A 21,042-nucleotide genomic window follows, 5' to 3' on the forward strand; every position below is an offset into this window, starting at 1 on the left:
GGAGATGTAACCGATGGCGAAGAAGTCGACGCTCACGTCCTTCTGCTCGGCGGTGAAGTAACGCGCCGGTGCGGTATCCAGCACCTGGAAGCGACGATCGAACACACGCACGGTTTCCACCAACGGCACCTTGAAGTGCAGGCCCGGCTTGATGTCGGCACGCACCACCTTGCCCAGGTTGAGCACCATGGCGGTCTGGTCTTCACGCACCACGTAAACCGAGCCCAGCAGGCCCAGCAGCATCGCGACGATTACGCCGATAACGACTGAATTTTTCATCGGCCAGCCTCCTCACGCGTTGCCGAGCGCGAGACCGAACGGTCCGCGTTGCGAATGCTGTCGCTGGCAGCCGGCAGCGCGGGGGCCACCATGTCCGGGGTCAGCTGCGGCGCATTGCCGGTCTTGCCGGCGTCGGCCGGCATCGGCACGTAGATCAGCTGACGGCCGTCGCCGCCGATGACCTTGCGGTTCTCGGCCAATACCTGCTGCACGGTTTCCAGCCACAGGCGCTTGCGGGTGACTTCAGGGGCGTTCTTGTACTCGTTCTGCAGCAGGGTGAAGCGGCGCGCATCACCCTCGGCGCGGGCCACGATGGCCTGCTTGTAACCTTCGGCCGTGGTACGTGCACGCGAAGCCTGGCCGCGCGCTTCCGGCACCACCTTGGCGGCGTAGGCCTGGGCTTCGTTGATCAGGCGTTCCTTGACCTGCTGGGCGCCGTTGACCTCGTCGAAGGCCGGCTTCACTTCTTCCGGCGGACGGGCGTCAGGCAGGGTCAGGCCGGTCACGGTCAGGCCGGTGTTGTAGGCCTTGAGCGAGGCCTGCAGGCGCTGCTCGGCCACCGTGGCCAGCGGGCCGCGGTTGTTCAGTACCGAGTTCAGGTCGGCACGGCCCACCTGCTCACGCACCGCGCTCTGCGCGGACTGCTCCAACATCTGATCAGCGTCGACCGTGCCAAACAGGTACTGGCGCGGATCATCGACGCGGTACTGCACGTTGACCGACACGTTGACGATGTTCTCGTCGCGGGTCAGCACCGGCACGTTGCTGCTGAAGGTCTTGATCTGGGTCGCGTTGACCTTGGCCACCGACTCGATCGGCCACGGCAACTTGAAGTTCGGGCCCGGCTGCAGGATGCGCGAGAACTGGCCGAAGCGCAGCACCACGCCGCGCTGCTGTTCGCCGATCAGCTGGAAGCTGGAGAACAGCAGCAGCAGGCCCAGGGCGACCAGCACCCAACGCCAGATGCCGCCATCAAACAGGTCGCGCAGCGGTCCGGGCAGACCACCGCCCCAACCTCCGCCATTGCCGCCACGCGGCTTGCGCGGGGCGCGATTGTCATCCGCACCACCACCGCCATTGCCGCCGGGTGTATTCCAGGCCATGCATGCTCCATCTGTAAGGGCCGGCGACGGGAACTCCCGCCATGGTCCGGCCATCAATCGAATCCCGATTCTAGCAAGGCAGACCATGAACACGGTCGGCGCCAGCCTTAACGGGACGGTATGCCGACAGATCGAAGCCAGTTGGGCCGATCCGCGCCGGCATCCGGGCGGTACGCCTGGCTACGCCCCCGCACTGCTCTTCAATAAGGGCAGACCGGCCGTTTCACAACCGCTATGGTGGGCATCCCCGTTCCAATGCAGGCCCCACGATGTCCGCCAATTCCCCCTTCACCGCCTTCCGCATCCATAACGACGACGCCGGCTACCGCAGCGGGCTTGAGCCGCTGACGCTGGACCAGCTCAGCCCGGGCGAGGTGGTCATCCGTGCCCGCTGGTCCTCGGTGAACTACAAGGACGCGTTGGCTGGCACCGGCAAGGGCAAGATCCTGCGCCGCTTCCCGTTGGTGGGCGGCATCGACGTGGCAGGCGAAGTAGTCAGCTCCAGCGACCCGGCCTTCCGTGAGGGCGACCAGGTGCTGACCACCGGCTGCGGCCTGAGCGAGACCCGCGATGGTGGCTACAGCCAGTACGTGCGGCTGGAATCAAAATGGGTGATCCCGCTGCCGGCCCAGCTCAGTCTGCGCGAGGCCATGGTGCTGGGCACCGCCGGCTTCACCGCGGCGCTGGCATTGTTCCGTATGACCGAAAACCGGCAGTCGCCGGCCCAGGGGCCGTTGGCCGTGACCGGGGCCACCGGCGGGGTTGGCTCATTGGCGGTGGACATCTTCAGCCGCGCCGGCTTCGAGGTCCACGCCATCAGTGGCAAGGCCGAGGCCGCCGACTATCTGACCGCCATCGGTGCCAGCCAGGTGCTGGGTCGCGACGCCCTGGCCACGACCCGGCCGATGGAATCGGCCCGCTTCGGCGGCGGCCTGGACAATGTCGGCGGCAGCATGCTGACCAGCCTGCTGGCGCAGACTACGCCTTATGGCAACGTTGCCTCAGCCGGGCTGGCGGCGTCCGGCGAGCTGGACATGACGGTGATGCCCTTCATCATCCGCGGGGTATCGCTGTTGGGCGTGGCCTCGGCGGGTACCGCCCGCGATATCCGCGAGCAGGTCTGGCAACGCCTGGGCAGTGACTGGAAGCCGGCCCACCTGGACCGCATCTGTACCCGCGAAGTGGGCCTTGAGGAGTTGCCGGGGGTGTTTGCCACCATGCTGGACGGCAAATCCTTCGGCCGCACCGTCGTAAGAATTGATTGACGGCGGTCACACGATATTCCCGGCGCGGAGCGCGCGACTTCACGCCGGGAGCGTGCCAGCACTACACTGCCGGCACTACCTGGGGAAAAACATGGCGCGTATCCTGATCGTCGATGACTCACCATCGCAGTTGATGGGCATCCAACGCATTGTCGAAAAGCTGGGGCATGAAATTTTCACCGCCACCGATGGCGCCTCTGGGGTAGAGGTTGCCAAGCAGGTGCTGCCGGATCTGGTGCTGATGGACGTGGTGATGCCGAACCTCAATGGCTTCCAGGCCACGCGCACGCTCAAGCGCGAGGCCACCACGCAGCACATCCCGGTGGTGCTGGTCACCACCAAGGATCAGGATACCGATCGCCTGTGGGGCATGCGCCAGGGCGCCAAGGCCTACATCACCAAGCCGTTTACCGAAGACGATCTGTCGGCGGTGATCGCGCAGGTGTTCAGTGCCGAGGCACCGCCGGTAGGCTGAGATCGCTTTGTTGGGGAAAGCCTTCAGGAAAGGCGGGCTTGGCCCGCCTTTTTGTTTGCGACGGTGGGTGGCCCGGAGCCTTCCCCCTCTCCCCAACCCCTCTCCCGCAAGGGGAGAGGGGCTAGAGCTGCAATTGCGCTCAATGCTGAAACTCAGGGCGCACTGAGCCCCTCTCCCCTTGCTGCGGGACAGGGATTGGGGTGAGAGGAAGGCGCGAGCCTTCAGTCTTCCCCAAACGCCTTGGCCAGATCCTTGTACGCCTTGCGCTGGGCATCATTGCCCGCCACCGGCGCCACCACTTCCAGCTCCACGATCTGGTCGCCGTCAGGCTTGCCCGGCAGACCGCGGCCACGCAGGCGCAATTTGCGGCCACTGTCCGAATCGGCCGGCACCTTCAATTCCACTGCGCCCCCCAGCGTCGGCACGCTGATGCTGGTGCCCAATGCGGCCTGCCACGGCGTGACCTGCAAGGTGTACAGGATGTTGCGCCCGTCCACCTCGAACTGCGGATGCGAGGCGTATTCCACCTCCAGCATCAGATTGCCACCGCCGCTGCCCTGCCCGCTCAAGCGGATCACCTGGCCCGGACGGATGCCCTTGGGCACACGCACGTCAAGCTGGCGCCCGTCCACGGTGATGCGCAGGCTGTCACCGTTATACGCAGCCTCCAACGGCACCGACAGCTTGGCGCGGGTGTCGCGCATCGGTTGCGGACCGGCCCCGCCGAAACCCGGGCCCGGACGACGCGCGCCGGCACCAGCAGCGCCGCGCTGACGGGCAAACAGGCTCTCGAAGAAATCGCTGAAGCCGCCACCGGCGCCACCGCCGCCGAACACCTCCTCGAAATCAAAGCCCTGTCCGCCGCCGAAGTTCGGCGGCGCGTTGAACTCCTCGCCAGGGCGATAGCCCTGCGCGCGCAGCTGGTCGTAGGCCTGGCGCTTCTGCGGATCGCGCAGCGCCTCGTAGGCTTCGTTGACCGCCTTGAACTTTTCCTCGGCGCCGGCTTCCTTGCTTACGTCCGGATGGTATTTGCGCGCCAGCCGACGGTAAGCCGTCTTGATTTCAGCGTCACCGGCGCTGGGCTCAACCCCAAGCGTGGCGTAGTAGTCCTTGAATTCCATCCTTACACCTCTGAAAAAAAACTGGCCCGACACCTTGCGGCAACGGGCCATCGTGCAATCGGCAGGCGCCGTGACCCCATTCTACCGGGCCACGGCGACCGCGCAGGTGGAAGTTCGCTCACGCCCCTCAGGCGCTGGGCTGGCCCTGCCCCACCTGGATGCGGCGCGGGGCCGCCTCGCTACGCTTGGGGATGCGTACTTCCAGCACGCCGTTGTGGCTGTTGGCGACGATCCCTTCAGCATCGGCACTGTCCGGCAGTGCGAAGCGACGGCTGAAAGCACCCTGGCCCCGCTCGCTGCGGGTCAACCGCTCACCTTCAGCCAGTGCAGCCACGGCACGCTGGCCACTGAGGGTCAACACGCCCTTGTCCATCTGCAACTCGATGCTGCCCGGATCGACCCCGGGAAGGTCGGCCAGCAATACGAACTGGCTGGCATCCTCACGGATATCAACTGCCGGAACCCAGGCCGACGGGGTAGCGGCCGTTGGGCTATCAAGCAACGGCGCCAGCAACTGGCGGATCTCCGACTGGGTCGGCCACTGGCGGTAACGTACGATGCTCATGATGTCCTCCTGAAAGGTGGGGAGCAGCGCGCCGGAATAGCACCGCTGCCCATGCCCAGGACGTATTGTGTGAAGACCGCCTTTTCAAGCTGTTGACGCGGTGCTTGCACCCCATCACTAAACTCAAATTCAGATTAGGAGCCCCCATGTCCATCACCGTCGGCGAGCCCATCCCCGAAGTCACCCTCAAGCGCCTGCGCGAAGGCCTGGAAACGATCGATACGCGCGCGCTGTTTGATGGTCGCAAGGCTGTGCTGTTTGCCGTGCCCGGCGCCTTCACCCCGACCTGCTCGGCGCGTCATCTTCCAGGCTACGTCGAACACTTCGAGGATTTCCGCAAGCGCGGTATCGAAGTGTTCTGCATGGCAGTCAACGACCCGTTCGTGATGCAGGCCTGGGCCAAGAGCCAGTCGGTGCCGGACGGGCTGCAGATGCTGTCCGACGGCAACGCCGACTTCACCCGCGCGCTGGGCCTGGAGATGGACGCCAGCAGCTCCGGCATGGGCATGCGCTCGCGTCGCTTCGCACTGTATGTCGAAGATGGCGTAGTGCGCGCTGCCTTCATCGAGCAACCGGGGCAATTCGAGGTATCCGGGGCTGAGTACGTACTCGCCCATCTCCCCGACTAGGGGTTCACTGAAAGGAAAGGCCAGCCATGAGCAAGCAGCCCGCCGCCAAGCCCAGCAAGTCCACCAAGACAACGTCCTTGTCAGGAATCACCGACCGCAAGACCTTGCGCGTCAATGCGCGTAAGAGCATCGAGGATGGTGCGGTCACACCTACCTACAACGCCAACCGGCCCGCGGTCATCAAGCTGCTCAATGATGCGCTGGCCACCGAATGGGTGTGCGTGCTGCGCTACTACCGCCACTACTACATGGCCAAGGGCATGCTGGCCGATTCGGTGAAAGCCGAGTTCCTTGAGCATGCGCAGCAGGAACAGGCGCATGCAGCATTGTTGGCCGAGCGCATCGTGCAACTGGGCGGCGAGCCGGATCTCAATCCGGATACCCTCACCGCCCGCGCCCATGCCGAGTACAAGGAGGGCAGCAACCTGCGCGACATGGTGCGCGAAAACCTGATCGCCGAGCGCATTGCCATCGACAGTTACCGCGAGATGATCAACTTCATCGGCGACAAGGACACCACCACCAAGCGCATCCTGGAGCAGATCCTGGCGCAGGAAGAAGAGCATGCCGATGAATTCGCCGACCTGCTGGAAGGTTGGATTGGCGAATAGTCCGGTCGCCCTGTAGTGCCGAGCCATGCTCGGCAGGGCCTTACCGGCATGGCGTGGAAAACCATTGCCGAGCACGGCTCGGCACTACCCGGCAAAGCCCGGCTCACTGCAGCAAACGCGCGCGTTGCCTGCACTGCTCAAACCCTGCACAACCGTAGCCCGGGTAAGCGCAGCACACCCGGGTTGTTCGCAGAAAGCCCCGGGTGCGCTAACGCTTACCCGGGCTACCACCACGCCCCCTTGTAGTGCCGAGCCATGCTCGGCAGGGCCTTACTGGCATGGCGTGGAAAACCTTTGCCGAGCACGGCTCGGCACTACCCGGCAAGGCTCGGCTCACCGCGGCAAACGCATGCGTTGGCCTGCACTGCTCAAACCCTGCACAACCGTAGCCCGGGTAAGCGCAGCGCACCCGGGTTGTTCGCGGAAAGCCCCGGGTGCGCTGACGCTTACCCGGGCTACCGCCACGCCCCCTTGTAGTGCCGAGCCATGCTCGGCAGGGCCTTACCGGCACGGCGTGGAAAACCTTTGCCGAGCATGGCTCGGCAATGCCCGGCTCAGCGCAGCAACGCATGCATTGCCTTGCCCTGCTCAACCCCTGAACGACCGTAGCCCGGGTAAGCGCAGCGCACCCGGGTTGTTTGTGCAAAGCCCCGGGTGCGCTGCGCTTACCCGGGCTACCCACCGTCTCAGCCTCCTCCTCCGTCGACACCGAAAAGGAAGCAGGCGACTGGCATTGCGCTGCCTCAGTTCACCACGCGAAAGCGCACCCGTGTCCACGCGCCGTCCGAGGCAAGGGCAGTCAGGGTGTGCTCGCCGGCGTCGTTGAAGTCGCGGGTAAAGGTGCGCGCCCCCTGCGTGCGGGCGATCCAGCGCCCGTCCAGCAGCCACTCAATCGTTGCTTCGCTACCCAAAGCGCGCAGCTGCAGACGCGGACCGTGTTCTGCACCGGGCGGGCGCGCCAGCGTCGCCAGGTCATTCAGGCCTTCGATGTGCAGCACCGCGTCCGACTGCCGGCCGTCGTCAGCGCAGTCCGCAGCCAAGGGGGGCAGCGCTTGTGCCTGCCGCTGCGCAACCGTCACCCAAGGCGAGGCCAAGGCCGGCCAACGTGCGATCTCCCGGTCTTCGACCTGCGGGTGCCCTTCGCAACCAACCGATACGCGCTGGCCGGTCCTGGTATCCATCTGGAAGCGCATGCGCCCGGATTGCCAAAGCCGCGCATCGCGCTCGGGAAAACTCGGCGGCACCACCCCGTCCAACACCCAGGCCGGGAAGCGGCGCTGGCACATTGACGCCGGCGTCTGCTCGGCGGCGATGCCCAGCGGCCAACAGATATCCACCTCGCTGACGCTGTCCGGGCGCGCCCGCACGGCGTTGTCGCCGGCTTGGCGCGGCAAGCTGTCGATCACCTCGAACATCAAGGGCAAGGCCGTCACCGCGCCGTACTGCCCTGGCAATGGCGTGCCATCCGGGCGCCCCACCCAGACGCCCACGGTATAGGCGCGCGTGCCGCCAATCGCCCAGGCATCGCGATAGCCATAACTGGTGCCGGTCTTCCACGCCACGCGTGGCCGCGAGCCAGTGTCAAAAGTGCCCACGCCATAGCCGGGGCGTGGATTGGACTCGAGGATTTCGCGCACGATCCACGCCGCACCGGGCGACACCACCCGGCGTTCGACCCGCGGGTCCTGCGGGGTGTAACGCACACGGCCGGCGATGCCGTCGCGGTTGAACGCGGCAAATGCGCCCACCAGATCCTCCAGTCGCGCACCGGTGCCGCCCAGGATCAGCGCCAGGCTGGGCTGGGTACCGCGCGGGAAACGCAGGTTGATGCCGGCGTTGCCAAGGCGCGCGGCGAAGCGCGCCGGCCCTACCCGCTCCAGCAGATCCACCGATGGCACGTTCAGCGACAGCCGCAGCGCGGTTGCTGCACCCACCGGCCCATTGAAGGCCGCATCGAAGTTGCCGGGCCGGTAGCCGCCAAAGCTCTGTGGCGCATCGACGATCAGGCTTTCCGAGTGAATCAAGCCATCGTCCAGCGCCATGCCATAAAGGAACGGCTTGAGCGTTGAGCCCGGCGAGCGCCAGGCCTGCACCATGTCCACATGGCCCAGCCGTGCCTTGTCGCCGAACGCCACGGACCCGACATAAGCGCGTGCCTCCAACGTGCTGTTGTCCATCACCAGCAAGGCGGCGGAGGTACGTTCGGGCAACTGCGAGAAATAAGCGGCAACGCGTTCCTCCAACGTGCGTTGCAAGCCATTGTCGATCGTCGTCTGGACATGCGCGGCGCGCGGTAGCGCACTACGAAGGCGCTGCGCCAACAACGCGGCATGCAGTGGTTGCTGCAATGAGCGCGCAACCACCGGTTCGACCCGCGCATCGGCGACATCGTCAGCTGACCAGACACCCAGTTCGGCCATGCGCGCCAGCACCTTGTCACGCGCGCGCTGAGCTGCCTCCGGGTGGCGATCCGGGCGTAGCCGGCTGGGCGACTGCGGCAGCACCGCGAGCAACGCAGCCTCCGCTTGCGACAAATGCGCAGCCGACTTGCCAAGGTAGGCCCAGCTTGCGGCTTCCACCCCTTCGATGGTGCCGCCATAAGGCGCGCGCTCCAGGTACAGATCGAGGATCTGCGCCTTGCTCAGGTGCACCTCCAGCTGTAGTGCACGCAGCAGCTGCTTGAGCTTTCCCCAAGGCGTACGTGTATGCGGATCAAGGATGCGGGCCACCTGCATGGTCAAGGTGGAACCGCCCGAGACGATGCGGCGCTCCATCACCATCTGCTTGCCTGCACGCAGCAAGGCCCACGGGTTGATACCCGGATGGCGCCAGAACCAGCGGTCCTCGTAGGTCAGCAGCGCCTGCAGATAAAGCGGCGAGACGCTCTTTGCATCCGCCGGGTAACGCCACACGCCCTCCGCATCGGCGAAGGCGCGCAGCGGTGTGCCGTCGCGCGCGACCACCAACGTGCTGGTGTCGCGCGACTTTGGCAGTGGCAGCGGAAATGCCAGGTCCAGCACCAGCAGTAGTGTCAGCAAGGCTGCAGCTACCCAGCGCAGGTTGCGGAGCGTAAACGCGGCGCGCAAGCGGGGGGCAAGGTGTTTCAGCCGAGGAGCGCGCGCGTTCACTGTGGATGGTTCTTCAAACGTTGCCTATGGCGCTGGGGCGGAATGGCTTGGCCGTGGAAGAGCTTAGCCCTCCCCAGCCCTCCCCCTTGCCTTCGGCAAAGGGAGGGAGTGGAGCGCACGCTCAGGAACGAGAGCCAAGGAACCAGAAACGCCGGGCAAACCGCTGTTCGGTCTTGCTCGCTACTGGTTCCTCTTCATTCGTTCCTTGCCTCAAGGCTGCACCACCGTGATCGTGCTCGGGTTGGAACGGCCTACGCCACGCATGTCAGGACGGTACATGTCCTCGGCCAACGGTGGTGGCACGGTGTAGGTGCCCGGAGTCACCGCACGTACCAGATAGAACACGTGTGCCGTGCTGCCACGCGACAGCTTCAACGCGGCCACATAGCGATCGTCACGGAACTCCTCGTGCTTGACGTCGGCGGCGCTGGAGCGGTCGCTGATCTGCACCTCGCCGACCACCACGTCGGCCCACTGTTTGGCATCACCGAGGTTGAAGTTCTCGATCTCCAGGCCGGCCGGCAGCAGGTCGGTCAGCAAGGCATCGGGCATGTTCGAGTTGGCGGTGACGCTGAGCCGCACAATCAGGGCCTCGCCCTCCTTCAGCGGTCGCGGCGTCCATGGCTTGCCATCGGTGCCGAACCAGGACCGTTCGATGCCGATCACGCTGTTGTCCGGCGCCGGTGCCTGCCGCGGGATACCGGCCACATCAAGACTGGCGAACATCGGCGCCTCGCCCTGCGGCGAGAAGCGCACGCCCTGCGCCAGCTGGGCCATGTCGAAAACCCGGCCGAAGGCCTTGCGAGCGTCGATGTTCTCGACCTTGTCGCCGACCGCCAGCTCGCCGGAAACCAGCTTTTTCTGGTTGGCCATCAAGGCCTTGCCCAAGCGCGCCAGCGCCACCTGCTCCTGGGTGCTCAACCACATCAGGCCACTGCCACGACGCACGTCCAGGGTACGCCCCAGATCGATAACGCGTGCGTCGTATTCCGGCTTGGACAGGCCTCGCTCGTGCAACAACGCGATCATCAAGGCCTCGTCGCGCAGGCGGGTACCGTAGTCGCCGAAGTATTCCGGACGATCCGCACTGGATTTGGCAAAGCCCGCAGCGATGGCGGCCTGGCCGCGCTTGCTATCGCCCTGGATGGACAACGCTGCACCCAGGTGTACCAGCGACAAACCGGTCACCGCCTTGCTGCGCTCGTTGTCCCACAAGGTACGCAAGGTACCCAGCGGCGCACGGTTGACCCGCGCCAACACATAGCCGGAATAGGCCTGGTTGGCGAATTTCAGCCCATCACGGCGATCACTGCCGTAGAACTGGTTGCCGCCGCTGAGCAGGTCTTCGCTGATCCGGTTCAAGGCCTTCTGCAGCATGCCGTCCGGCACCGCGAAGCCTGCGTCCTTGGCATCAAGAAGGAACTCGGCGATGTACGGGGTCAGCGCCGGATTGATGTAATCGTCGTCGCCCCACATCGAGAAGTTGCCATTGGCGACCTGCATCGAGGCCAGCCGCCCGAAGGCACCTTCCATGCGCTCACGGCGGGTCTTGGCGTCCAGGCCATCGGCACCGAGCATGGCCGAGGTGGCCTCATCCAGCATCAAGGCCGCATAACCCTTGCTGGTGGTCTGCTCGGCGCAGCCATAAGGGTAGTTCAGCGCTCCCTGCAGGGCCGAGGCAAACGGGATCGGCGGCAAGGCGCTGACCAGCATGCGGGCATTCACCGAGCCCCCCATCAGGCCGCTGGCGAAGTTGCTGTCCAGGGTGATCGGCGCCAGCGGGTCCAGCGTGCGGGTCTGCGAACGCAGCACCTGCGGCCAGGCCGCACGCACCGGCAGGTCGTAACGGCGGTCCACCTTGAAGCCGTTGCCCTCCACCCGTACCCGCACCTTGGCCACGCTATAGCCTTCCAGCGCGCTCAGCGGGAAGTTCAGCGTGCTCTTGGCGTCGGCTGCCAACTGCAGCTTGCGGGTGGACTCGGCAATGCCCAGTGGGCCTTCGCCATCAACCCGCACGGCAAACTCACCCGGCTTGCCGGTGAAGTTCTGAACGTCCAGCGTCACCGTGCTGCGGTCACCCGGCGCCATCACCCGCGGCATGCTGGCCTCGGCCAGGATCGGTGCACGCACCAGGGTTTCCACATCGCGGTTGCCGTAACGGTCATCGGCGTAGACCATGGCCGAAACGCGCAGGGTGCCGTTGAAATCGGGCACCTGCAGGCGGACGCGGGCATTGCCCTTGGCATCCAGCGCCACCGGACCGGAGAACAGATCCACCGTCTGTACGCGCGCGGTCGGCCGCTTGGCCTGTGGCAACGCGGCCAACGCCATGTCGCCGCCGAACTTGAGCTTGCCGGCGTTGCCTTCAAAGCTCTCGATCACCCGACCGTAGATGTCGTACGCATCCACCCCCAGGCGACGCTGGGCGAAGAAGTGCGCCGGTGCATCCGGCACCGGGAAGCGGGTGATGTTGAGGATGCCCACATCCACCGCCGATACGGTGACGTGCGCGGGCTTGCCAGCCAGCTCAGGCGCACTGACGGTGACCGTCATCGGCTGCTCCGGCCGCATCTGCTTGGGTGCAATCAGGCCCACCGCAACACGACGGTCACGGCGATCCATCGGCACATGCGCCACGCCAACCGCGCGCGCCGGGGTAATCTTGCTGGGCGCACTGCCACCACGGAACACCAGCGCGGTGATGTAGACATCGTGCCGCTCCCAGTCCTTGGTGACCGGTATTTCAAACGTGCTGCCCGGCTTGGCGTCAATGTCCTGCACGTACAGCATGTGGTCGCTTTCCACCATCAGCAGGCCGCGGCCGGCATGCGGCGGGGTCAGGGTGACCTTGACGGTGTCGCCGGCGCGGTAGGCCGCCTTGTCCAGCGACAGCTTTACCTTGTCAGGACGTGCATCCAGGCCACGGTTGTCGTCGTCCCAGCTCCAGCCGGCGCGGAACGGGTAGCGCAGGGTCAGCCCGGTCGCCGGGTCGAACACGTCCAAGCGGTATTCGCCCCACTCCACCGGGAAATCGATCTTGGTCGCCGTTGTGCCGGCATCGATGGTGCGGGTTTCCTTGTTCTCGAAGCGGCGGGTGAAGTCGTAGTCCCAGCGGTTGTCCGTATACGTCCAGTGGTAATCGCGCAGTTCGCGTACCAAGGTGGCCTTGAGGCCCTTCGCCGGCTGCGGTTTGCCTTCGGCATCGACACGCATGACCTCGAAGCCCGCGTTGGCATTGGCGTCGGCACCGTCGGTGTCGTCGAACAACGGACGTACCGCGACCAACGCCGTTGCCGGCCACATCACCCGCTTCAGGGTGCGGGTAACCGTACGGCCGCCGGTTTCGTAAACACTGCCGGACAACAAGGCCGCCACGGTGGTGGCCTTGCCCGCTTCGGCCGGCAACGCCACGTCTTCGCGCAGCTTGCCGTCCTTGGGCAGCTTGGTATCGATCACATCATTGGCTTCGCGCGGCAGCTCTACGGTCGGGTCGCCGAAGAACCAGCCCGGCATCGACTCCACCGGGTGTTGCTCCACCGCCACCGCAAGCCGGGCGGTGAAGCGGTTACCATCAGCCGGTGCGCCGTACAGATAGGCCGCATCGGCCTGCAGTTGCAATGCCTCGCCCGGCTTGAGCGTCTTCTGCGCGCTGTCCAGGTCCAGCTTCATGCGCTCGGGCAGGAACTCCTCGATGCGCAGGGTCATGCCCTGCACCGCCTCCTTGCTGCCCGGATCGGTGCGGAATTCCACCGTCCAGCGACCGGTGGGCGCTTCCACCGGAATGGTCTGCTCGAACGCGAAATAGCCCTGCTCGCCCGCCTGCAGGCGGGTCTCGCGGAAGGTCTTGCCGTCGGGCTGCTTGAGCCGCAGGAACACCGGCTGCCCGCCGGTGGCGGGGCCTTGCAGTCGCCGGCCGTCGTTGTCGCGCAGCAGCGCCGAAATACGCACGGTTTCACCCGGGCGGTACAGATCACGCCCGGACCAGGCAAACACGTCGAAGTTGGCGTTCTGGCGGCCGGCCACGGCGAACTCGCTCAGGTCCAGCGCCGGCTGGTTGAACGGCAGCATGGTGGTGTCGCTGCCACTGCTGGCGACCAGCACATGGGCCGCATCCAGCGTGTAATTCAACAAGGCATTGCCGTTGCCGTCGGTCTGGCCCTTGAGAATGACCTCCCCCTTGCCGTCGATGACCTTCAGGTCGACCTTCCTGGCCGGGGCGCCGTCGGCCAGCGAGGCGGTGTGCACGAACAGCTTGTCCTTGTAGGCCCGGGTGTGCAGGCCGATGTCGCTGACGGTAAAGAACGAGGTATCGAATTCATTTTCGAAACTGCCGGTGCGCTTCATCACCGCGAAGTACAGGCCGGGTTGCTGCAGCTCCTTCACATCCTGGATAGGCAGATAGGTCAGTACCCGCTCGTTCTGCTTGCCGCCCAGCACGAAGCGGTTGACATAGACCGGCTCGGCCAGCTGGTTGAGCGGGGTGTTGTCGCTGTAATCGCTGTCCAGTTCCCAGCTGCCACGGCGGCCGCCGCGCTGGTACTGGCTGAAGAAGGTGGGCAGGTCCTTTTCGCGCACGCGCAGGAACTCCACGTCCACCTCGGGCACGTTGACCGACACCACCGGCAAGCCGCGGCTGTCCTTGGCCGGCAACACGCTGCCCTGCGAGGCAAAGCCCACCGCCGGGTCGAGTTCACCGGTGAATACCTTCTGCTTGACCTCGCTGCCCAGCCGGCTGCCGTCGGCAGCCAGCAGGTCGGGCGAGATGATCAGGGTGTATTCCTTGGCCGCCTCCACATAGGGATAGCGCAGGGTCTTGCCGTCATCGGACAACGACCAACTGCTGTCCTCGTTGCCGACCTTTTCCTCGAAGCGCAGCAGCTTGTCGAAATCCTGGGTGCCGACCAGCGGGCGCGAGAACTCCACCGCCAGCGCCAGGCCGTCACCGCTCTTCTGGTCCGGGTAGGCGCGCAGCATGGCGAAGCCCTTGACCTCTTCCTGCTTGGTCTGGATCGCCTCGCCACTGGCCCCCGGCAACTGCCCGCTTTCGTTCCGCTTGCATCCTGCAACCAGCGCCAGCGCCATCAAGGCAACCGCCGCCCACCGCGTCCCCACCGACATCCTGTTATCCATGGCGTCCTCCAGCAGATGGCCCGAGTATACCCAGCCATCCGTGCAGGCCCCGCCTAAGCGTCAGCCGGCAGGTGTTCGAATCGTCCGGAACAGGGAGAGCGCCGCCAAAGACGCCAGCAACAGCATCATCACTACCATCGGCCGAGGGTCGCGGTCACCGGCCAAGCCGACCAGCGGCGCGACCAAGGCCCCGCCCAGGAACTGGAAGGTCCCGATGAACGCCGAACCGGCGCCGGCATACTCACGGACCTGGGCCAACGCAAGCGCCACCGCGTTGCCGTAGGTCAGGCCAAGGCAGGGCATCACCAGCCATAGCGTGACTAGCGACGGCCCGCGCGGCATGCCGGACAGCGTCAGAGCAAACAACACCAGCGTCATCAACAGCAGGCCGGATACCCCTATGGACAATAGACGCCGTGGCGCGACCTTGCCGGCCAAGCGCACGTTGACGATGTTTCCCAGCATCAAGCCGAATGCGTTACAGCCGAAGATCACTGCGTAGTGGGTCTGACTCAAGCCCAATACATTCTGCAGCACGAACGGCGAGGCAGCGATGTAGGAGAACATGGCCGCAAAGGCGAACACCATGGTCAACGCATAGCCCACATAGCGGCGATTGCCCAGTACCTTGCCGGCATTGCCCAACACGCCGCGCAGGCCGCCACCGTGCCGCGCCTCCACGGGCAGGGTCTCAGCCACCACAAGCTGGACGCCCAGCCACATCAGTGCCACCAGGCCCACGATCACCCACATCACCGTTCGCCAACCGCCCAGGTTGGCAACCAATCCACCAATCACCGGTGCCAACACCGGGGCAAGGCCGCCGATCACCATCATCAGGCTCATGCGTTTGGCAGCCGTGGCTCCGCTACTGGTATCGGCGATGATCGCCCGTGCCAGCACCACGCCGGCGCCGCCACTGAAACCCTGGAGGAAACGCGCCGCCACCAGCATCTCCACACCGATGCTCAACGCACAGGCAATGCTGGCCAGCAAGCATAGGACCGTGCCCAGCAACAACGGACGACGACGGCCCAGGCCATCAGACAATGGGCCGATCACCAACTGGCCACTGGCGACGCCCGCCAGGAACGCGGTAAGCGTGAGCTGTATACCGGAAGCACTGGTACCCAGGTCGTGAGCCATGCGCGGCAGCGATGGCAGATACATATCGGTGGCCAACGGAGCCACTGCCGACAACAAGGCCAGTACCGGCAACAGCCAACGCGAGGACGGCGTGGCCGTGGAAAGAGGAGAGGACATCGGCCTGCTGCCAACTGCGGGGGCCGCTTATTTTACCGATCGCTCCGTCCCATCAACGTCGAGGACCCGTCATGTGCAGGGCGGCAAGCGTGTTGCACGCCCCTTGGACCCATCAAAAGTCCCGTCAGAACGCATCCCCCGGCACGCGCACCCAGCCTTCCATCAAGATGCGGGCGCTGCGACTCATCACTGCCTTGGTAACGGCCCACTGGCCATCAACCTGGCTCACCGCAGCGCCGACGCGCAGCGTGCCGGACGGATGCCCGAAACGCACTGCATCGCGCTGGCCACCGCCGGCGGCAAGATTGACCAGGGTGCCCGGTACCGCCGCGGCGGTGGCGATGGCAACCGATGCCGTACCCATCATCGCGTGGTGCAACTTGCCCATCGACATGGCGCGGGCGTTCAAGTCGATATCGCCAGCATGGATCTGCTTGTTGCCGCTGGACACGTAATCCTGCGGCGGTGCGACGAAGACGACCTTGGGTGTGTGCTGGCGCTTGAGCGCTTCTTCAGGCGCCTTGATCAGGCCCATACGCAGGGCACCGGCAACGCGGATCGCCTCCAGCTTGACCAGCGCCGCCTTGTCGTCATTGATGACCGGCTGCAGCTCGGCACCGGTGTAGCCAATGTCTGCCGCATTGACGAATACGGTGGGGATGCCAGCGGTGATCATCGTTGCCTGCAATGCACCGACGCCGGGCACATCGAGGGTGTCGACTAGGTTGCCGGTGGGGAACATCGCACCACCGCCTTCGCCTTCGCCTTCATCGGCCGGGTCGATGAACTCCAGCACGATCTCGGCGGCGGGAAAGGTCACGCCATCCAGCTCGAAATCGCCGGTTTCCTGCACCTGGCCGTTGGTGACGGGCACGTGCGCGATGATGGTCTTGTTGATATTGGCCTGCCAGATGCGAACCTCGCAGATGCCGTTTTGCGGTACGCGCGCAGCGTCGACATAACCTGCATGCAGCGCGAATGCGCCGGCACCGGTGGAGAGGTTGCCGCAGTTGCCTGACCAGTCGACGAAGTCGGTATCGATGGAAATCTGGCCGTACAGATAGTCGACGTCATGGTCGGGCTTGCTGCTGGGCGAGATGATCACGCACTTGCTGGTGCTGGAGGTTGCGCCGCCCATGCCGTCGGTGTGTTTGGCGTAGGGATCGGGCGAGCCGATCACCCGCTGCAGCAGGTGGTCACGGGCAGCGCCGGGCTGCTGGGCGCTGGCGGGCAGGTCTTCGAGGCGGAAGAACACGCCTTTGGAGGTGCCGCCGCGCATGTAGGTGGCCGGGATCTTGATCTGGGGGATGTGGGACATGGTGCGGGTTCCCTTGGGTTGTTGTTGTGTGGGGTGGGAGCCTTTCCCCCTCTCCCCAACCCCTCTCCCGCGAGGGGAGAGGGGCTTTGGTCTGCGCGAGCGCCGGCAATTCTGGAACTCGCGTCATTTGCTTTTGCCCCCCTCCCCCGAGGGGAGAGGGCTTTGGTCTGCGCGAGCTAGAGCACTGCTGCGGAGCTCATTGACTGCTCTTGCCCCCCTCTCCCTTTACGGGAGAGGGGCTGGGGGAGAGGGCGCTCACAGTCGCAAGAATCACTTCCAGCACCGCTTCGCCATTTCCCATAATTTCGTTGTTCCAGAACCGTAGCACCTTGAAGCCCTGGCTCTCCAACCATGCATCGCGCTTTGCATCACGCTCGCTCTGATTGTGCTGCCCACCATCCGCTTCAACGATCAATCGCACGCCGAAGTGCACGAAGTCCACCACATACGGCCCCAAGGGCTGCTGCCTTCGAAACTTCTGCCTAAGCAGGCGATGCGCCCGAAGGTGTCGCCATAGCCGGTGCTCGGCTTCGGTCATGTTTTTGCGTAGCGACTTTGCGAATTAGAGCTGCTGCATGATTGCGGGCCTCCTTTGCCCCCTCTCCCCAACCCCTCTCCCACAGGGGGAGAGGGGCTAAAGCTCATGCAGACTCACAAATCTCGTAGCGCAGTTGGATCACCACTCTCCTCTCCCTTTACGGGAGAGGGGTCGGGGGAGAGGGTAGCTTTAGCCCTCAGGCAACCGCGCCCTCCAAGAAGTCCTGCGCGAAACGCTGCAGCACGCCGCCGGCCTCGTAGATTGCTACTTCCTCGTCCGAATCCAGACGGCAGGTCATCGGCACCTTCAGCACTTCACCATTGCGACGGGTGATGACCAGGGTCAGGTCCGTGCCCGGCGTACGCAAACCCTGCACGTCGTAGGTTTCAGTGCCGTCGATGGCCAGCGTGTTGCGGTTGGTGCCCGGCTTGAACTCCAGCGGCAGCACGCCCATGCCGATCAGGTTGGTGCGGTGGATGCGCTCGAATCCTTCGGCCGCAATCGCCTCCACGCCGGCCAGGCGCACGCCCTTGGCGGCCCAGTCGCGCGAGCTGCCCTGGCCGTAGTCGGCGCCGGCAATGATGATCAGCGGCTGCTTGCGCTCCATGTAGGTTTCAATTGCCTCCCACATGCGCATCACCTTGCCTTCCGGCTCCACGCGCGCCAGCGAGCCCTGCTTCACGCTGCCGTCTTCGTTGCGCACCATTTCGTTGAAGAGCTTGGGGTTGGCGAAGGTGGCACGCTGCGCGGTGAGATGATCGCCGCGATGGGTCGCATAGGAATTGAAGTCTTCTTCCGGCAGGCCCATCTTGGCCAGGTACTCACCGGCTGCGCTGGAGCGCAGGATGGCGTTGGACGGCGACAGATGGTCGGTGGTGATGTTGTCCGGCAGCACGGCCAATGCGCGCATGCCACGCAGCGTGCGTTCACCGGCCAGTGCGCCCTCCCAATACGGCGGGCGACGGATATAGGTGCTCTGCGGGCGCCAGTTGTACAACGGGCTGACCTTTTCACCGTGTTCGACGCGGATGTTGAACATCGGGTTGTAGACCTTGCGAAACTGCTCCGGCTTGACCGAGGCTTTCACCACCGCGTCGATCTCGGCATCGCTCGGCCAGATGTCCTTCAGGCGCACTTCCTTGCCCTCGGCATCCACACCCAGCACATCCTTCTCGATGTCGAAACGCACGGTGCCGGCGATGGCATAGGCGATCACCAGCGGCGGCGAGGCCAGGAAGGCCTGCTTGGCATACGGATGGATGCGGCCATCGAAGTTGCGGTTGCCGGACAACACGGCGGTTGCGTACAGATCGCGGTCGATGATTTCCTGCTGGATCTCGGGATCCAGCGCACCGCTCATGCCGTTGCAGGTAGTGCAGGCAAAGGCCACGATGCCGAAGCCCAGCTTTTCCAGATCCGGCAACAGGCCGGCTTCTTCCAGGTACAACTGCACGGCCTTGGAGCCCGGCGCCAGCGACGACTTCACCCACGGCTTGCGGGTCAGCCCGCGCGCATTGGCGTTACGCGCCAGCAGCGCGGCGGCAATCACGTTGCGCGGGTTGGAGGTATTGGTGCAGCTGGTGATGGCAGCGATGATCACCGCACCATCCGGCATCAGGCCTTCGGCTTCTTCAACCTTGCCACTTTCCAGCTTGGTTTCGTCGGCGATGCCGCGCTCGGCCAGATCCGACACCGGCAGGCGCTTGTGCGGATTGCTGGGGCCAGCCATGTTGCGCACCACGCTGGACAGATCGAACTCCAGCACGCGCTCGTACTTCGCCGTTTCCAGTGCATCGGCCCATAGGCCGGTGGTCTTGGCGTAGTTCTCGACCAGGGCGATCTGTGCTTCTTCGCGACCGGTCAGGCGCAGGTAATCAATGGTCTGCTGGTCGATGTAGAACATCGCCGCAGTTGCGCCGTACTCCGGGCACATATTAGAAATGGTGGCGCGGTCGCCGATGGTCAACGCTGCAGCGCCTTCGCCAAAGAATTCCAGCCAGGCGCCAACCACGCGCTCCTTGCGCAGGAACTCGGTGATCGCCAGCACCACGTCGGTGGCGGTGATGTTCGGTTGCGGCTTGCCGGTCAGTTTGACGCCGATGATGTCGGGCAGGCGCATCCACGAGGCGCGGCCCAGCATCACGTTTTCGGCTTCCAGGCCACCCACGCCGATGGCGATCACGCCCAGCGCATCTACGTGCGGGGTGTGGCTGTCGGTGCCCACGCAGGTATCCGGGAAGGCCACCCCACCCTGCTGGTAGATCACCGGCGACATCTTCTCCAGATTGATCTGGTGCATGATGCCGTTGCCCGGCGGGATCACATCCACGTTCTCGAAGGCGAGCTTGGTCCAGTCGATGAAGTGGAAACGGTCCTCGTTGCGGCGGTCTTCGATGGCGCGGTTCTTGGCGAACGCATCCGGATCGTAGCCACCGCATTCCACTGCCAGCGAGTGATCGACGATCAGCTGCACCGGCACCACCGGATTGACCTTGGCCGGGTCACCGCCCTTGTCGGCGATGGCATCACGCAGGCCTGCCAGGTCGACCAGCGCGGTCTGGCCGAGGATGTCGTGGCAGACCACGCGCGCCGGGAACCAGGGGAAGTCGAGGTCGCGCTTGCGTTCGATCAGCTGCTTGAGCGAATCGCTCAGCGTGGCGGGGTTGCAGCGGCGCACCAGGTTTTCGGCCAGCACGCGCGAGGTATAGGGCAGCGTGGCGTAGGCGCCGGGCTGGATGGCATCGACTGCGGCGCGTGCATCGAAGTAATCGAGCGTGCTGCCGGCGAGGTGTTTGCGGTAATCGGTATTCATGGCTGGCCTGTGAGGGTCTGGGCTTGCTGGTGTGCTTGGTTTACCCGCGGGTGCCTGCGATTGCAGCAAACCCACAGCACTGCATGGATTCTGGCAACTCCCTTCTCCCGCTTGCGGGGGGATGAAGGGCCTGCCCCCGCGAAGGCGGGGGTGCCCGGAGGGCGGATGGGGGGAGCTTCTGCTTCTGCTTCTGCTCTTGCTTCAGCTTTGTTCCGTTATTAAGAGCTGGAAGCTGCTGTACGTGCCAGGAGCTTCCCCTCACCCCAACCCCTCTCCCGTGAACGGGAGAGGGGCTTTGTCTCGCTTGTGTCGGAGAGCGCTGGGTTGCCTCAGGCGCGCTTGTCGATCGGCACGAAGGTCTGATCTTCCGGGCCGGTGTAGTTCGCGCTCGGGCGGATGATCTTGCCGTCGATGCGCTGCTCGATGATGTGCGCGCTCCAGCCTGCGGTGCGGGCAATCACGAACAGGGGGGTGAACATGGCCGTCGGCACGCCCATCATGTGGTAGCTGACCGCGCTGAACCAATCCAGGTTCGGGAACATCTTCTTGATGTCCCACATCACCGCTTCCAGACGCTCGGCGATGTCGTACATCTTCATGTTCTCCTGCTCGGCCGACAGCTCACGCGAGACGTCCTTGATCACCTTGTTGCGCGGATCGGACACGGTGTAGACCGGGTGGCCGAAACCAATCACCACTTCCTTGCGCTCGACGCGGGCCTTGATGTCCGCCTCGGCTTCGTCCGGGGTCTCGTAGCGCTTCTGCACTTCGAAAGCCACTTCATTGGCGCCACCGTGCTTGGGGC

General features: G+C 64.9%; 14 protein-coding genes and 1 pseudogene. 4 read left to right on the forward strand and 11 right to left on the reverse strand.

The annotated features are described in order from the left end of the window. The coding region (locus RT460_RS17525) for an SPFH domain-containing protein (RefSeq protein WP_313320793.1) at window positions 1-279 on the reverse strand (279 nt) is incomplete at its 3' end. Beyond that, on the reverse strand, window positions 276-1,382 hold the full coding sequence (gene hflK, locus RT460_RS17530; protein ID WP_313320795.1) for an FtsH protease activity modulator HflK: 1,107 nt from the start codon (window positions 1,380-1,382) through the stop codon (window positions 276-278). The genes hflK and RT460_RS17525, both read right to left, overlap by 4 nt. 269 nt (window positions 1,383-1,651) lie before the next feature. Between hflK and RT460_RS17535 the strand changes: the two genes are divergently transcribed. Further along, window positions 1,652-2,647: a YhdH/YhfP family quinone oxidoreductase gene (locus RT460_RS17535; protein WP_313320797.1), complete on the forward strand. Its 996-nt coding sequence runs from the start codon at window positions 1,652-1,654 to the stop codon at window positions 2,645-2,647. Between the two features lie 91 nt (window positions 2,648-2,738). Further along, a complete protein-coding gene (gene pilH, locus RT460_RS17540; protein WP_057629445.1) occupies window positions 2,739-3,122 on the forward strand; it encodes a twitching motility response regulator PilH in 384 nt (127 codons plus the stop codon). A gap of 221 nt (window positions 3,123-3,343) precedes the next feature. On the opposite strand, the gene RT460_RS17545 is transcribed toward pilH, so the two are convergent. After that, the gene (locus tag RT460_RS17545) at window positions 3,344-4,243 is read right to left on the reverse strand and encodes a DnaJ C-terminal domain-containing protein (protein ID WP_313320799.1); all 900 of its coding nucleotides are present in this window, start codon (window positions 4,241-4,243) and stop codon (window positions 3,344-3,346) included. 127 nt (window positions 4,244-4,370) lie between these two features. Then, complete coding sequence (locus tag RT460_RS17550) at window positions 4,371-4,808, reverse strand: Hsp20/alpha crystallin family protein (protein ID WP_313320801.1); 438 nt, start codon at window positions 4,806-4,808, stop codon at window positions 4,371-4,373. 146 nt (window positions 4,809-4,954) lie between these two features. Here RT460_RS17550 and RT460_RS17555 point away from each other — a divergent pair, with 146 nt between their 5' ends. After that, entirely contained in the window at window positions 4,955-5,437 is a 483-nt protein-coding gene (locus tag RT460_RS17555; protein ID WP_313320803.1) for a peroxiredoxin, read from the forward strand. A gap of 26 nt (window positions 5,438-5,463) precedes the next feature. After that, a complete protein-coding gene (locus RT460_RS17560) occupies window positions 5,464-6,048 on the forward strand; it encodes a ferritin-like domain-containing protein (RefSeq protein ID WP_313320805.1) in 585 nt (194 codons plus the stop codon). Between the two features lie 743 nt (window positions 6,049-6,791). Here RT460_RS17560 and pbpC read toward each other — a convergent pair. From pbpC to RT460_RS17595, 7 genes and pseudogenes are all read right to left on the reverse strand, one after another. Then, window positions 6,792-9,155: a penicillin-binding protein 1C gene (gene pbpC / locus RT460_RS17565; protein WP_313320815.1), complete on the reverse strand. Its 2,364-nt coding sequence runs from the start codon at window positions 9,153-9,155 to the stop codon at window positions 6,792-6,794. 231 nt (window positions 9,156-9,386) lie between these two features. Then, window positions 9,387-14,294: an alpha-2-macroglobulin gene (locus RT460_RS17570; RefSeq protein ID WP_313320817.1), complete on the reverse strand. Its 4,908-nt coding sequence runs from the start codon at window positions 14,292-14,294 to the stop codon at window positions 9,387-9,389. A 72-nt stretch (window positions 14,295-14,366) separates the two neighbouring features. After that, the gene (locus tag RT460_RS17575; RefSeq protein WP_313320807.1) at window positions 14,367-15,569 is read right to left on the reverse strand and encodes a multidrug effflux MFS transporter; all 1,203 of its coding nucleotides are present in this window, start codon (window positions 15,567-15,569) and stop codon (window positions 14,367-14,369) included. Window positions 15,570-15,693: 124 nt separating this feature from the next. After that, window positions 15,694-16,887, reverse strand: coding sequence for a 2-methylaconitate cis-trans isomerase PrpF (gene prpF, locus RT460_RS17580; RefSeq protein ID WP_313320809.1), 1,194 nt, complete (start codon window positions 16,885-16,887; stop codon window positions 15,694-15,696). 196 nt (window positions 16,888-17,083) lie between these two features. Then, window positions 17,084-17,464 (reverse strand): annotated as a pseudogene (locus RT460_RS17585) (endonuclease domain-containing protein). A gap of 157 nt (window positions 17,465-17,621) precedes the next feature. After that, window positions 17,622-20,237 (reverse strand): Fe/S-dependent 2-methylisocitrate dehydratase AcnD, encoded by a 2,616-nt coding sequence (gene acnD / locus RT460_RS17590; RefSeq protein ID WP_313320811.1) that lies wholly within the window; start codon window positions 20,235-20,237, stop codon window positions 17,622-17,624. 329 nt (window positions 20,238-20,566) lie between these two features. Further along, window positions 20,567-21,042, reverse strand: a 476-nt coding sequence (locus RT460_RS17595; protein ID WP_313320813.1) for a citrate/2-methylcitrate synthase, incomplete at its 5' end; no start/stop codon positions are given.

Source organism: Stenotrophomonas sp. (assembly GCF_032061965.1).
Lineage (GTDB): Bacteria > Pseudomonadota > Gammaproteobacteria > Xanthomonadales > Xanthomonadaceae > Stenotrophomonas.

Bases quoted from the DNA above. Each gene is read 5' to 3' on its own strand.
- RT460_RS17550 (WP_313320801.1), bottom strand. From the start codon at position 4,808: ATGAGCATCGTACGTTACCGCCAGTGGCCGACCCAGTCGGAGATCCGC.
- RT460_RS17555 (WP_313320803.1), top strand. From the start codon at position 4,955: ATGTCCATCACCGTCGGCGAGCCCATCCCCGAAGTCACCCTCAAGCGC.
- RT460_RS17535 (WP_313320797.1), top strand. From the start codon at position 1,652: ATGTCCGCCAATTCCCCCTTCACCGCCTTCCGCATCCATAACGACGAC.
- RT460_RS17570 (WP_313320817.1), bottom strand. From the start codon at position 14,294: ATGTCGGTGGGGACGCGGTGGGCGGCGGTTGCCTTGATGGCGCTGGCG.
- RT460_RS17545 (WP_313320799.1), bottom strand. From the start codon at position 4,243: ATGGAATTCAAGGACTACTACGCCACGCTTGGGGTTGAGCCCAGCGCC.
- prpF (WP_313320809.1), bottom strand. From the start codon at position 16,887: ATGTCCCACATCCCCCAGATCAAGATCCCGGCCACCTACATGCGCGGC.
- hflK (WP_313320795.1), bottom strand. From the start codon at position 1,382: ATGGCCTGGAATACACCCGGCGGCAATGGCGGTGGTGGTGCGGATGAC.
- pilH (WP_057629445.1), top strand. From the start codon at position 2,739: ATGGCGCGTATCCTGATCGTCGATGACTCACCATCGCAGTTGATGGGC.
- acnD (WP_313320811.1), bottom strand. From the start codon at position 20,237: ATGAATACCGATTACCGCAAACACCTCGCCGGCAGCACGCTCGATTAC.
- RT460_RS17560 (WP_313320805.1), top strand. From the start codon at position 5,464: ATGAGCAAGCAGCCCGCCGCCAAGCCCAGCAAGTCCACCAAGACAACG.
- RT460_RS17575 (WP_313320807.1), bottom strand. From the start codon at position 15,569: ATGTCCTCTCCTCTTTCCACGGCCACGCCGTCCTCGCGTTGGCTGTTG.